This window comes from Ohtaekwangia sp., assembly GCF_036568665.1.
Classification (GTDB): domain Bacteria; phylum Bacteroidota; class Bacteroidia; order Cytophagales; family Cyclobacteriaceae; genus Ohtaekwangia.
In genome coordinates this window covers 1-15,074 of the sequence record NZ_DATCSD010000186.1, presented here as the reverse complement: position 1 = coordinate 15,074, position 15,074 = coordinate 1, and the positions used below count along the sequence as shown (strand labels likewise).

At 44.5% G+C, this 15,074-nt stretch carries 10 protein-coding genes and 1 pseudogene; 4 read left to right on the top strand and 7 right to left on the bottom strand.

The features are described 5' to 3' along the window. Positions 1 to 111 precede the first annotated feature (111 nt). Positions 112 to 1,761 carry a glucoamylase family protein gene (locus VIN08_RS10590; protein ID WP_331964299.1) on the top strand — a complete coding sequence of 550 codons (1,650 nt, stop codon included), beginning with the start codon at positions 112 to 114 and terminating at the stop codon, positions 1,759 to 1,761. 150 nt (positions 1,762 to 1,911) lie between these two features. Next, entirely contained in the window at positions 1,912 to 4,146 is a 2,235-nt protein-coding gene (gene bglX / locus VIN08_RS10585) for a beta-glucosidase BglX (protein WP_331964296.1), read from the top strand. Positions 4,147 to 4,241: 95 nt separating this feature from the next. On the opposite strand, the gene VIN08_RS10580 is transcribed toward bglX, so the two are convergent. The 7 genes from VIN08_RS10580 to kduI form a co-directional block, all read right to left on the bottom strand. Then, on the bottom strand, positions 4,242 to 4,721 hold the full coding sequence (locus VIN08_RS10580; protein ID WP_331964293.1) for a hypothetical protein: 480 nt from the start codon (positions 4,719 to 4,721) through the stop codon (positions 4,242 to 4,244). A gap of 105 nt (positions 4,722 to 4,826) precedes the next feature. Then, entirely contained in the window at positions 4,827 to 5,399 is a 573-nt protein-coding gene (locus VIN08_RS10575) for a hypothetical protein (protein WP_331964290.1), read from the bottom strand. 126 nt (positions 5,400 to 5,525) lie between these two features. Beyond that, positions 5,526 to 6,965 (bottom strand): tagaturonate reductase, encoded by a 1,440-nt coding sequence (locus tag VIN08_RS10570; protein WP_331964287.1) that lies wholly within the window; start codon positions 6,963 to 6,965, stop codon positions 5,526 to 5,528. A 58-nt stretch (positions 6,966 to 7,023) separates the two neighbouring features. Beyond that, positions 7,024 to 8,427 carry a glucuronate isomerase gene (gene uxaC / locus VIN08_RS10565; protein ID WP_331964284.1) on the bottom strand — a complete coding sequence of 468 codons (1,404 nt, stop codon included), beginning with the start codon at positions 8,425 to 8,427 and terminating at the stop codon, positions 7,024 to 7,026. A 180-nt stretch (positions 8,428 to 8,607) separates the two neighbouring features. After that, on the bottom strand, positions 8,608 to 9,639 hold the full coding sequence (locus tag VIN08_RS10560; protein WP_331964281.1) for a LacI family DNA-binding transcriptional regulator: 1,032 nt from the start codon (positions 9,637 to 9,639) through the stop codon (positions 8,608 to 8,610). 34 nt (positions 9,640 to 9,673) lie between these two features. Next, positions 9,674 to 10,462, bottom strand: coding sequence for a gluconate 5-dehydrogenase (locus VIN08_RS10555; protein ID WP_331964278.1), 789 nt, complete (start codon positions 10,460 to 10,462; stop codon positions 9,674 to 9,676). Further along, positions 10,459 to 11,292 (bottom strand): 5-dehydro-4-deoxy-D-glucuronate isomerase, encoded by an 834-nt coding sequence (kduI, locus tag VIN08_RS10550; RefSeq protein WP_331964275.1) that lies wholly within the window; start codon positions 11,290 to 11,292, stop codon positions 10,459 to 10,461. Before kduI ends, VIN08_RS10555 begins: the two co-directional genes overlap by 4 nt. A 312-nt stretch (positions 11,293 to 11,604) precedes the next feature. Between kduI and VIN08_RS10545 the strand changes: the two genes are divergently transcribed. Then, a complete protein-coding gene (locus VIN08_RS10545) occupies positions 11,605 to 14,613 on the top strand; it encodes a TonB-dependent receptor (protein ID WP_331964272.1) in 3,009 nt (1,002 codons plus the stop codon). 12 nt (positions 14,614 to 14,625) lie between these two features. Further along, positions 14,626 to 15,074, top strand: a pseudogene (locus tag VIN08_RS10540) (RagB/SusD family nutrient uptake outer membrane protein); the annotation flags it as partial.

Below are 15,074 nucleotides of genomic sequence, written 5' to 3'. Positions count from 1 at the left end.
GCTATTCAGCAAAATACAGGATACTAGTTTTTCTCTAGGTTTTATAGGTTAGTTTGGTTAGAGGTTTCCGGCATGCCGGAAACCTCTTCTTATCCACTTATTTTTTGAAGGATGACAGGAAGAAGTATATATATAGTAGTTGGACTATTATGGCTTTTTGCCTGTAGTGATCACGATAACGAGCAGCAAAGTTTTCCGGAGCCTGTTGCTATAGAATCTCTCTCCATTGCCGGAAACGAAGCTATATCTTCTCAATCGATCGTAAATATACCTTGTGAAGATGTGGTGATCGAAATTCGTTGCTCCCAACCAATCAATCTCTCATCCATTACCACGCAGAGTATACGTGTAACGGATAATGCCAGCAATGCTATAGCATATACTGCAAGTCTAAAAGATGATAACAAAACCATTGTTATTGCTATACCTCAAAAGCTTAAAGATCTGTCTAAATATCAGCTTGCTGTTTTAACGGGTATTACCGGTAGTAATGGTGGTATGGTAACTGCGCGCAACCAGGTGTTTTATACTGCTATAGATGAAACCCCGGATTTTGATGTGCTCTCTGATGAAGCACTGATGACCCAGGTGCAGAAACAAACATTCAAGTACTTCTGGGATTTTGCAGAACCCAGCAGTGGTATGGCGCGTGAGCGAAACACTTCGGGTAATACCGTTACCAGCGGAGGCTCGGGTTTTGGCATCATGGCATTGATTGTTGGTATAGATCGGAATTTTATAGCCCGTGCAGAAGGAGTGGAGCGTATGAACAAGATGGTTACGTTCCTGGAAAAAGCTGATCGCTTTCATGGCGCATGGCCGCATTGGATGGATGGCACTACCGGAAAGGTAATTCCGTTTAGTACAAAAGATGATGGTGGCGACCTGGTGGAGACTTCATTTCTGGTACAAGGCCTGATTGCTTTTCGGCAATATCTTACTGCTGCTGACACCACCGGCAATAACCTGATCAATCGCATTACTGCATTATGGAAAGGTGTTGAATGGGATTGGTATAGAAAGAACAATGAAGACGTGCTATACTGGCATTGGTCGCCCGATTATGCCTGGGATATGAACTTCCCGATGTATGGTTACTTTGAAGAACAGATCACGTATTTTCTGGCAGCGGCTTCGCCTACACACAGTATTCCCAAGAGTGTATATACCAATGGTTATGGACGCAACGGTGCTATAAAGACCGGCAATACATACTATAACTATATACTTCCATTGGGAACACCCAGTCCGTTGTTTTGGGTGCAGTATTCTTACCAAGGTATGAGCCCGCACTTTTCGGATGACTTTGCTGATTACTGGCAGCAGAATGTTAATGCATCGCTTATCAACTATGCATACTGTGTGGCCAATCCAAAAAATTATATAGGCTATAGCGATTCCTGCTGGGGACTGACATCGAGTGATAACTCAACAGGGTATGATGCCCATTCGCCTGCTAATGATAAAGGAGTGATTACTCCAACGGCTGCGCTATCTTCTTTTCCTTATACTCCGGAGGAGTCGATGAAGGCGCTGAAATTTTTTTACTATACACTGGGGGACCGCCTGTGGGGGCCGTATGGTTTTTACGATGCGTTTAACCTGACGGAAGGATGGACGGCCAGCTCATACCTGGCTATTGATCAAGGCCCGATTGTAGTGATGATTGAAAATTACAGAACAGGTTTGTTGTGGGATTTATTTGAGTCTGCGCCCGAGGTGCAGGCCGCACGCACCAAACTTGGTTTTGTTAGTAATTAATAACAGATGATTTATATACCGGGTATTTATACTGCGGATGAAAATATACTCTGAGGAGGAGCCCCACTTTAGCATAGTCTCTCTGTTATAGAGAGGCTTGCTGAGGTGCCACTAATTTTTGAAAATATACTTTGATGAAATAACTGTGCTATGAACCGAATATACTTGATCGTGATAGCGGCCGCTATAGGTCTGGCTGGCTGTCAGGAAAAACATACTGCCTCTGCCAGCGGTAGTAACAGCAAGATTGACCACCGCGTTGATTCTCTGTTGGTACTAATGACGCTGGAAGAAAAGGTAGGACAACTTACGCTGTTTACCAGTGATTATGATGTTACCGGACCGACCATTCGCGAGAACTATAAAGAAGATATAAAGGCCGGTAAGGTAGGCGCTATATTTAATGCTTTTGGTGCCGACTATACGCGCAAGCTGCAGGAGATTGCTGTAAAGGAAACGCGCCTGCATATACCTTTGCTTTTTGGCTACGATGTTATTCACGGACACCGCACTATATTTCCAATTCCTCTGGGAGAATCTGCGAGCTGGGACTTGGCTGCGATGGAGCAATCGGCACGCATTGCTGCTGAAGAAGCTTCTGCTGAAGGACTACACTGGACGTTTGCACCGATGTGCGATATAGCGCGCGATCCTCGCTGGGGACGCATGGCTGAAGGTGCCGGTGAAGATACTTATCTGGGATCGCGCATTGCCGAAGCTCGTGTAAAAGGTTTTCAGGGTAAAGGTATAGGAGAGCTGGATGCTGTGCTGGCCTGTGTAAAACACTTTGCTGCGTATGGCGCTGTGCAGGCTGGTCGCGATTATCATACTACCGATATGTCGGATCGTGTGCTGCGCGAAGTATACCTTCCGCCTTATAAGGCAGCGGTGGATGCCGGTGCTGCTACGGTGATGACCTCCTTCAACGAATTGAATGGTATACCGGCCAGCGGTAATAAATATCTGATGACGGATATCCTGCGCAAGGAGTGGAACTTTACCGGCTTCGTGGTAACAGACTATACATCTATTATGGAAATGATACCACACGGTATAGCGGAAGATACAGCGTCAGCAGCAGCGCTGGCATTGGAAGCAGGTGTGGATATGGATATGCAGGCCGGCTTTTATAACGATGCCTTGGGCAAGCTTGTAAAAGAAGGTAAACTGAAAGAGAGCCTGATCGATGATGCCGTGCGCAGAATTCTGCAGAAGAAATTTGAGTTGGGTCTGTTTGAAGATCCGTATCGCTTCAGCAACGAAGAGCGCGAGAAGACTACTGTTATGAAGAAAGAATTTCTCGATGCAGCCCGCGATGGTGCGCGCAAATCTATTGTGTTGTTGAAGAATGATAAAAATATACTTCCGCTCTCAAAGAGTATAAAACGACTGGCTGTGATTGGCCCGATGGCAGATGCGCGCAGAGAAATGATCGGCTCATGGTCAGCAGCAGGTGACTGGAAGAAAGCTGTAACTATATTAGAAGGTATCAAAGCAGCAGTGTCGCCAGGCACGCAGGTGCTCTATGCAAAAGGTTCTAATATCAACGATGACTCTACCAAATATTTAGCACAAGCTATACAAACTGCGAAGCAGGCAGATGTAGTGGTGTTGACTGTTGGTGAAGCAGCGTTGATGACTGGCGAGGCCGCCAGCCGTGCTTCACTAAATTTACCCGGCATACAGCAACGTCTTGTAGAAGAAATTCAAAAGACGGGTAAACCTGTAGTAGTGGTATTGTCGAACGGAAGACCGCTTACCATTAACTGGATCGATCAACATATATCTTCGGTTGTTGAGACATGGTTCCTGGGTACACAGGCTGGCCATGCTATAGCGGATGTATTGTTCGGTGACTATAATCCAGCCGGTAAACTTACGGTTACGTTCCCACGTTCTGTCGGACAAATTCCATTGTTCTATAACATGAAGAACACGGGGCGCCCTATGGATCCGAATAACAAGTATACTTCCAAGTACCTGGATGAATCTAACGAGCCACTATATCCTTTCGGTTATGGTTTAAGCTATACCACGTTCTCGTATGGCGATGTAGTGCTGGATAAAAACAAGATATCACAGCAAGAAGAAGTGAAAGTTACCTGCAAAGTTACCAACAGCGGCAAACTGGCGGGTGAGGAAGTTGTGCAGCTATATATCCGCGATCTGGTTGGCAGCGTAACACGCCCGGTAAAGGAGCTGAGGAACTTCCAGAAGATTTTACTTCAGCCCGGTGAATCGAAAGATGTTACGTTCACGCTTACACAACAGGACTTGTCATTCTATCGTAAAGATATGTCTTTTGGTGTAGAGCCTGGCAAATTTGAAGTATATATAGGTGGCAACTCACGCGATGTGAAGAAGGCTGCTTTCGTATTGCAGTAAAATATACCGGTATATAAATACAAAGGCATCGCAGATACAGTTCTGCGATGCCTTTTTTTCTCTAAAGTTGTATTTCAGAGGGTATATACTTGACCTTATTTGATTCCAATTTTTACCGGATTGTTTTTATCGTTGACTTCTTTTTTAGTGATGTGAATTCCATATTCTTTGGCGGATTCCCAATAAGATGCTCTTAGTAGTTGGATATTGACTGGGCTTTTCAAATGAAGCGTTCTTAAGAGTACATCCCGATTATGGATAAGTCTATGTAAGTCCAGCATGGAAATGATGTGGAGTGTAGAAATGATTTTAGCATGAGGGAACCTCCGGTTCAGGGATTCTTTAAAGGATAGGTCGTCAGAAATTATGTAATTTGTTCCAATCTCCAGATGTTGTGCCGCGACCTCAGCTTCGCCTGTGTGAATCCCTTTAAGCCCCTTTAGTACCACAAAGCTTATGGTATCATATTTTGTACAAAGAGAATAGAATCCTTCATTTGGTTTTAACCTTTCTAAAAGCCATTCTCTGTCAGGTTCCTTATGCTTCATCAGTTCATATTCTTTTCGCACTTCCATTGGAATATGGATTTGTGAAAACAATGACTGTAGTAGTTTTAGAATTTTAAGATGCGTGAGATTGATCAATGAGTCGGTATCGACAACGGCAGTTCTTTTGAACACTTACTTTTTTATTTTAGCTCTTTTTGAGATTCGTTTTTTAGCTATAGTCTTTTTTGAAGGAGTGATTCTTTTTTTTGCGGGCTTTCTCTTTGCAGGTTCCTGGATGTTTGCCAATGCGAACAGGCTCAAACCAGTCAGAATAATCCAACCCCAATCAGAGGAACTTTGTTTACCTTTTTGAACCTGTTTTACTTTCCCTATAATCTCCTGCAAAACGCTCTGTACGTCTGCATTTAAATCGATATATACTTCTGTGCAATGATCAAGACCTTTTACGTTTTTGCCAATACGTTTATCGTATACAACCAGAATCTTGGCTTTATCCTGAAGATTATCAAAAGCTATATCAATTTCTTGTACTACTTCTTTACTTAGGGCACTTGTTGAAAAAAGTATGAAATAATCCGCGAGTAAAATTCGGCTTTTTGTCTCTGAAGAAACTCCTTTGGGATTAGGTGATCTGTCAGGCAGCATCATGTTAAAGCCATGTACAGACCCAATTGTATAGAGTCTTACAGCTAGTGTTTGCTCTATATCAGAGTCAGGATTATACGATATAAAAATAGAAGGCATCGTCATATTGTAGCGTTAAAATACAACGAAATATCCAAAGCCTTTTACAGACATACTGTGATTATTCCAACAAATGAGAATTACTTTGATTGTCCCGATATTTCAGTGAAATATCATAATTAAATTCTACAGAATATTCACCGATAAATCCTGGCTCAACTCTTCCTCATACTTTAAAACAAAGTGAAGTACTTTGTTCTCGAGGCCGGGGATTTGTGTTAAGTCCTGATCCCAGAACGCCTTGTTGGCGAGTGTAGCTTTTACTACCTGCACCGGGTTATTGGTTGACCAAGCCTTTTTAAAGAACTCCAGTATTTCGGGTGTATCGTTCAGTGGTATAGCTTCTCTTTTTACTTCGCCTTTATAGAAGCGAATCAATGCTGCCAGTGAGAATAGCAATCGCTCGGGAAGCTGACCTTTGCGTTTATAATATTCGAGTACAGACGGAAGCACGCGCACTTTATATTTAGATATAGAGTTTAAGGCAATGCTGATTAACTCATGTCGAATGAATGGATTCTGAAAACGCTCGATCACATCGTTGGCAAACTGCTGAAGTTCTTCTTGGGGCAAGTCGAGCGTTGGTATAATTTCTTCAAATATAGCCTGCCGTATAAACTCGCCAGCGTACGAATCTTCTACCGACTCGCGTACCGTGCGCAGTCCGCGGAGATATGCTACGGGTACTAACGCGGTATGTGCTCCATTGAGGATTCTAACTTTACGTGTGCGATAGGGAGTAAGGTCTTTTACGAACTTTACCTGCAGGTCGGCTTTATCTGCAGGGAATGCTGCGTGTACCCCATCCGTTGCTTCAATCACCCACAGGTGAAACGGCTCGGCTGTTACCACGAGGTTATCTTCATAGCCCACAGATTCCTGTATAGAGCGTATCGTATCCTTCGGGAAGCCCGGTACTATGCGATCTACCAATGTATTGCAGAATGTATTCTCGGTAAGCACCCATTGTTTAAACGCTTCGGGCAATTTCCAGAGGTCTATATATTGCAGTATTGTTTGCTTCAGTGTATCTCCATTTTTTTCAATCAACTCGCAGGGTATCAATGCCAGCCCTTTATCGGCCGCACCGTGAAAGTATATAAAGCGATGGTATAGCAACTGTGTGATTTTGCCCGGGAATGTATCGGCCAATGTGCCGGCAGCCGTATCGTTGGCGCTGAATGTTATACCCGCTTCGGTTGTATTGGAGATGATGAATTGCAGGTGTGGATTCTCGGCTGTTTTAAGAAAGTGCTGAAAATCGTCATACGGATTAAAAGCGCCTGCTACACAGGTGATCAATCGCGTTTCAGAAACAGTTTGTCCTTGCTGAATACCGTTGAGTACTACGTGATACAATCCATCCTGATCATTTACCATGGTAGCCATACCTTTGCTGATCGGCTGCACAATCTCCACGGCACCATTGAAATCAGTTTTCTCATTGAGTATATCAATGATCCAATCGACAAACGCGCGAAGAAAATTTCCTTCACCGAATTGCAATACTTTAACGGGGCGTGTCTGTGGTATAGATGCCGTCTGGCGATTGAGTTTCTGTGTCATAGCGTTTATCGTTTAGTCAGGTGATATATACTCCCGGGGTATATCTGTTGTTAGCTGTTTAGAAATTGAAATATGCTTTAGCATTATGGTAACATATATCCGCTACAATTTTACCCAGCCATTTTTCATCGGCCGGTAATTCGCCATTGGCAACATCTTTACCGATGAGGTTGCACAATATTCTGCGGAAATATTCATGACGCGGGTAGGAGAGGAAGCTTCGCGAATCGGTAAGCATACCGATGAAGCAACTCAGCAATCCTAAATTGGATAATGCGTTGATCTGTTTCTCCATGCCATCTTTCTGATCGAGGAACCACCATGCAGAACCAAACTGTATCTTTCCTTTGGTGGAGCCATCGTTAAAGTTTCCGATCATAGTGCCCATCACTTCGTTATCAGAAGGATTGAGATTATAGAGTATAGTTTTGGCAAGCTGGTTGGTGCTGTCCAGTTCGCTGAGGAACCTGGAGAGTGCTACCCCCTGGGAGAAGTCTCCGATAGAATCAAACCCGGTATCCGGCCCGAGCTCGCGCAGCATACGTTCATTGGTGTTACGCAATGCACCGAGGTGATACTGTTGTGTCCATCCTTTGGCGTGATACATCCGGCCCAGTTCTACCAGCACACTATATTTGAAGAAATGTATTTCGTTCTTCTCCAGAGTTTCTTTTCTCAGCAATCGTGCAAACAGTGCTTCAATGTTATGGGCATGTTTGTTTTCCGGATAGTATAATTGCTCCAGGCCGTGATCGGAGAGTTTACAACCCTGTGCATGAAAGAAGTCGATACGATTCTTCAACGCAATCAATAACGTATCAAAGTTGTTAATGGCAACTCCGGAAGCTGCCGATAGTTTTTCAAGATATACTATATATGCGGCAGGGTTCTCTACCCCAAAGGCTTTATCCGGACGAAATGTAGGAAGTATAGTGATCTTGAAATTATCCTTCTTTATTTTCTGGTGATGTTCCAGCGTATCAATCGGATCATCCGTTGTACACACTACTTCTACTTTCATTTTGGTAAGCAGGTTGCGAGTGTTGTTCGCAGGATTTGTTATTTGTTCGTTAGCCGTCTTGTATATATCAGTAGCCGTATCCGGTGTCAATAGCGTATCTACACCGAAGTAGCGTTTTAGTTCGAGGTGCGTCCAGTGATAGAGCGGGTTCCGCAACGTATAGGGTACTGCGTATGCCCACTGTTCAAATTTCTCCTGGTCAGATCCGGCACCGGTAATATATTTTTCCTGTATACCCAGTGCACGCATTGCGCGCCATTTATAGTGGTCGCCTTCGAGCCACACTTTTGTAACGTTTTCGAACTGGCGATTGGCGGCTATATCCTGTGGAGAAAGATGGCAATGATAATCGATGATGGGAAGATCCTGGGCATACTGGTGATACAGCGTCTTGGCAAAATCGTTGGTCAGGAGGAAGTCTTCCGTAATAAAATTTTTCATCTGGATTGTTTTAGATAGCTACTCAAATCTCAAAGCCCTGAATATAACGGTTATTGGTTAACGAGTCCGTTGCCGAAGGATGTGCGGGGGGAGAACACGTGCAGGCAGCATGACCGGGCTTTTGTATGAAGACGTTTTTCATTCCTGTTTCCCTGAAAGAAGAACGATGAGGCTGGCATATTAATTTTGCTTTTTCCGGAGCGATGACTGGCGGATAATCAGTTCGGGTTTCAGTACGATTTTCTGCGGAATAAACTTTTTATCCGTGGCGGCAACTTCTTCGAGGAAGATCTCGGCAGCGGCATTGCCCATACGCATGCTGTGCTGATCTACCGTAGAGAGAGGCGGTTCGGTAAACGAAGTGAAGGGCTCGTTACTGAAACCCACGAGTGCTACATCTTCCGGAATCCTGTATCCTTTTTCTTTCAGCACCTGCATGGCTCCTAATATACCATAGGCACTGGAAGAAAATATACCATCGGGCATCTCTTTCAACTTGAGGAGCTGTTCCATGCTGTTGCGTCCATCTTCCAGTTGAAGATTGCTGTCGATCACCAGCGATTCATCAAATTTCAATTTGTTATCGAGCAGCGCTTCGCGATAGCCACGCAGACGTTCCTTGAAGATGCTGATCTTGCGCGCATTGGTAAAGTGCGCAATGCGCTTGCAGCCTTGCTGAATAAGATGCTCGGTAGCTTTATAGGCTCCCAGAAAATCATCGATCACAACATTACTTACTTCAAGCTCATCGTTCGAACGGTCGAAGAGTATAATGGGTATACCGCGTTCTTTTACTTTCAGAAAGTGATCGAAGTTTTGTGTCTCTTTACCATGCGATACAATGATGCCATCCACGCGTGCATTCAGTAATGCTTCTACTGTAGATACTTCTTTCTCGTAGTTGTCGTACGTCTGGCAGATCATCACATTATACTTTGCTGCATTGGCGATCTCTTCAATGCCACGCACTACTGATGAAAAGAACGTACGGTCTGCCGTAGGCACAATGATACCAATGATGTTACTCTTGCCATTGCGCAGCGCAGCCGCTATATTATTAGGCTGATAATTTAATTTTTGTGCAGCCTTCTGTACGGCCTTTTTTGTTTCTGCACTGATGCGCGGATGATCTTTCAATGCGCGGGAGACCGTAGAGGCCGTGATGTTCAGCTTACGTGCTATATCGTGTATAGTGGCTTTTTCTTTTTTCATGTCGTCTCTCCGGTTAGGTCTTTCTACAAAAACACTATGCTTCGTTGGCCGGTTTTCCTATGGTGGCTAATATACCACCATCTACATAAATAATTTGTCCGTTAACGAAATCACTGGCAGCCGATGACAGAAATATAGCTGTGCCCATCAGGTCATCCGGATCGCCCCAGCGTGCAGCCGGTGTGCGGTTGATAATAAATTCATTGAACGGATGTCCGTTCACCCGAATGGGAGCTGTTTGTTCCGTAGCAAAATATCCCGGCCCTATACCATTTACCTGTATATTATACTTCGCCCATTCGGTAGCCATATTTTTGGTAAGCATCTTCAGGCCGCCTTTGGCAGCTGCGTATGCTGTAACCGTATTTCGGCCGAGCTCACTCATCATCGAACAGATGTTAATGATCTTGCCGGCTCTTCGCTGCACCATATATTTGCCTACATGCTTGGATACGATGAAAGGCCCTACCAGGTCTACATCAATTACCTGCTGAAAGTCGGCAACGTCCATTTCGAGTATAGGTATACGTTTGATGATGCCGGCATTGTTAATGAGTATATCGATCGGCCCGACTTCCTTTTCAATTTTATCGATGGCGTCTTTCACAGCGTCATCTTTGGTAACATCAAAAAGATAGCCCGTTGCCTGTATACCTTCGCTGGTATAAGCAGCGAGTGCATCCTTCATTTTATCAGGCGAATGTCCGTTAACGATGAGGTGTGCACCCGCGTGTCCCAGACCTTTGGCCATGGCCATGCCGAGCCCGTGTGTACCACCTGTTATAAGGGCACGTTTACCGGTTAAGTCAAAAAGTTTTGTCATCGTAATTCCGTTGGCTTTACTCCGTCCATGTCGCTATAGTCGAGATTCTCTCCGGCCATTCCCCAGATAAAAGTATAGTTGCTGGTTCCGGCTCCGCTGTGAATAGACCACGGTGGTGATATAACCGCCTGGTGATTTTGCATCCAGATGTGTCGGGTCTCCTGTGGTTCACCCATGAAGTGACATACGGTTTGATTGTCGGGTATATTAAAATAGAAGTATGCTTCCATGCGTCTGTCGTGTGTATGTGGAGGCATGGTGTTCCATACGCTGCCCGTTTTTAATTCTGTGAGCCCCATCTGCACCTGGCAGGTTGGCAATACACTGTTCACGATCAGCTTGCGTATAGTACGCTGGTTGGAAGTCTCCAGTGCTCCTATATCTACCGTTTCAGCCTGACTGAGTGTTATAGTGCGGGTAGGATAGGTAGCATGTGCCGGTGCGCTGTTGAAATAATAAAGCGGCTTTGTTTTAGCATCGGGGTGAAATACTACTTCTTTTGTTCCGCGTCCTATATATAGGGCTTCCTTGTTTTGCAGGGTGTAGGTAGTACCATCGGCAGTGATCGTTCCCGTTCCACCAACATTGATGATGCCTATTTCTCTTCGTTGTAAAAAAAAGTCGGCCTTCAGCGAGCCGAATGTTTGCAGCGCTACCGGTTTTGTTACCGGGTTAGCACCGCCTACAATGAGTCGATCATAATGGGTATATACCAGTGCTATATCATCGGGTATAAATATAGTCTCCACTAAAAAATGCTCGCGGAGCTGAGCCGTAGTAAAAGTTCTGTACTGAGAAGGATGTACTGCGTATCGTGAGGTGTGCAACATAATGTGTAATCGGTTGCGCAATATAAAGGAAAATAATTTTAGAAAACGATTGATTGCTTGTAACATTTTTCTGAACAATTTGGCAGGAATCGATACCACTCCCTATTTTGTAGTGATATAATCCATCATTTTTGAGTTTAAATGCAGCATTTTAAAAATAAGTGAAAGATAATTTGCTGGAATAATTTTTCCTTCCTAAAATGCAATCGATTGCGCATCGGAGTCGATTGCAATCGTCAATTAAACACTTGTTTTATGATGTGATCGAATATTTCCGACAACTCTTATTCAAAGCTCAAACCCCCTTGATCTATGTTTGTATGTTTACCAAAAAAATTACTTCCGGCTTTCCTCACCAGGATATATACAGGCTGGAAAGTGCTATGCCTCTCCGCACTGATGGGAACTATATCTCTTCAGGCTGCTGCACAAGAACTGACCGTTAGCGGTAAAATCACTTCGTCTGATGACGGAAGCCCGTTACCTGGCGTTACCGTTGTATTGAAAGGAACTTCTGCAGGTACTACTACAGATAATGAAGGTATATATACACTGAGAGTGCCAGACCCCAACGGCATACTCGTTTTTTCCTTTATCGGATATTCTTCGCAGGAAGTGGTGATCGGCAGCAAAACCGTAGTGGATGTTGTGCTGAAGCCCGATGTATCTGAACTCTCCGAAGTAGTGGTGATTGGTTATGGTGAAGTAAAGAAGAGCAACGTAACCGGCTCGATCGTATCTGTAAAAGAAGAAGATATGAAGCGTGTGCCGGTAACCAACGTAATGGAATCGCTGCAGGGAAATGTACCGGGTATGGATATTACCCGCACCAGCGGAGCAGCCGGTGGAACCGTGAACGTACGCGTAAGAGGGCAACGCTCGTTGCTGGCCAGCAGTGAGCCGCTATATATAGTGGATGGTGTACAGTATAGCAACATCCAGGACTTGAACCCGAATGATATACAGTCGATGGAAGTATTGAAAGATGCAGCCTCTACGGCTATATATGGATCGCGTGGTGCCAATGGCGTTATACTGGTAACAACCAAGAAAGGCAGTGCCGGTAAAACAAAAATATCGATCAACGCTTATGGCGGACCTTCTGTTGTGAACGGTTATCCGAAAGTACAAACTGCCGAACAGTATGCCAACCAGCGCAGAGAAGCCAAGCGTGCTGTAGGAGCATGGTCGAGCACTGCGGATGATGCCGCTATATTTAGCGCGGCCGAGCTGGCGAATATACAAGCCGGTAAAGGAACCGACTGGCAGGATCTTTTACTGCAACATGGCTCACAACAGGATTACCAGATCGGTTTGAGCTCGGGCACAGAGAAGACTAATCTATATGTATCGCTCGATTACTTCAACGAAAAAGGATTGTTCAAAAATGATAATCTCGATCGTTACTCGATGCGCGTTAACCTGGATCATACGTTATCCAAAGTATTCAAGATCGGAACACAGAATCAGTTTACTTACTACGATCAGGATGTAAGACGCGATCCGCTGAACACAGCCAATAAACTCAGTCCGCTGGAAGATGCCTTTGATGCTTCCGGGCAAGTAGTGCCGCTGCTTAACAATGGTAAAACCGTAAACCCGTTGATGGATGAGCAAGGCGATAACTATCGTAACAATGTGCAGATAGCACGTATCTTTTCTTCGGTATATGTAGATGTAAAGCCTTTCAAAGATCTTACCTTCCGCTCTGTACTTGGTGTTACCAGCACCAGCTCGCGCGAAGGGCTCTTTGCTGCAGCCTATACGGTAGAGCGTAACAATACACAACCGCTTACGCAGTATACCAACACTATTTCGATGGGTATAAATCTTGAAAATATACTCACGTATAAAAAATCGCTGGGTGACCACAACCTTACTGTTACTGGGGTGCAATCTGTATTACGCAATAAAAGTGAACGCCATGCATCATCGGGTGTAAATCAGTTGTTGCCATCACAAAGTTTTTATGGATTAGGTAATGCTACATCGCAGATATCAACGTCTGTACAGTATATAGAGAGTGCGCTGCTTTCCTATACCGGTCGTATACAATATGATTACCGCGAGAAATATTTACTGACACTGGTAGGACGTTCAGATGGTGCTTCTCAACTGAGTCCCGGCCGGCAATGGGAGTTTTTTCCTTCTGTATCGGCTGCCTGGAGAATTTCCGAGGAGAGTTTCATTCAGAATGTAAATGCTATATCAGACCTGAAGTTTCGTGTGAGCTATGGTAAAGCCGGTAACTATGCCGTTGATCCATACTCTACACAAAGCAACCTGGCACGTATGCCCTTTGCTTTTGACGAACGCCTTGTAGTAGGATATACCCTCGATACAAAACTTGGCAATGATGAACTGGGCTGGGAGATCTCTTCTACCGTAAATGCCGGTCTTGATTATGGTATATTGCAGAATCGCATTACCGGTTCCATCGATGTATTTAAAACAAAGACACAAGACCTCCTGCTGAACAGATTACTTCCGGCAACATCCGGATTTACACGCACTATACAAAATATAGGTAAGACCGAAACCAATGGTATTGAACTTGCTATAAGTGCTATACCGGTAGATAACGAATTGCTTACCTGGAAAGTAGGAGCAACGTGGTTTAATACGCGGGAAAAAATTACCGAACTGGCAACAGGTTCGAATGATGTAGCCAACGGCTGGTTTATTGGCCAGCCAACGCAGGCCTGGTACGATTATCAGAAAACAGGTATATGGCAGACGAATGAAGCTGATTTAGCAACAGCTTATGGCCAGGTGCCGGGCGAGATAAAAGTAAAAGATCAGAATGACGACAAGTCGATCAATTCAAATGACGATCGCGTTGTGCTGGGTTCGCCACGTCCGAAGTGGATTGGTAATTTTACCAGTGATGTAAAGATCAGGAACTTCGATGTATCGGTGCAGGTGTTTGCGCGCTGGGGACAAATGATTCGCTATGATTTTGCGAATATATATGACCCGACCGCCAATGAGAATAGTATTCAGCATGATTACTGGACTCCGGAAAATCCATCCAACGACTATCCGCGCCCGAATGCCAACACTTCCAAGAGTGCTGTAAAATATCTCTCTACCATTATGTACCAGGATGGTTCGTTTGTGAAGCTGAGAGGCATCACGATCGGATATACTATACCCAAGAGTATATTGGGTAAAACACCTTTCTCTTCTGCACGCATCTATGTGAATGGCAAGAACCTGTGGATGAAGAGCAAGATCGATCATTACGATCCGGAAAGAGGTGGTGCTGAAACCACACCGCTCTCACGATTAATTATAGCCGGAGTAAATCTTCAATTCTAACGAGCAGAAAACATGAAATCTATATTCACAAAATCGCTGCTTATATCAGGGCTCCTGCTATTTGCCTGCAACGACCTGCTGAACGAATACAACCCTTCAGGCCTTACAGCCGAAGCGGTATATACCAAGCCCGAAGGGTTTGAATCACTTGTATACTCAGCGTATGCCACGGCCCGCCATTGGTATGGTAAAGAAGATGGCTATACATTAACCGAAGGAGGAACAGACCTGTGGCTGCAAGGTGTAGACAACCGCAGGGTTGACCTGATGACCTATAATAATTTACAGGCACCCGAACTTATACCTCCGTTATCAACCAGTGAAGTATTTCTGGAACGTTTATGGGAACGATTCTATGCCACCATTAATCTTTGCAATACAGGTATACTGCATATAGCCGAGTCAGGTTTATCAGCCGAGTTACAAAAGACACGTGAAGCAGAATTGAAATTTTTACGTGC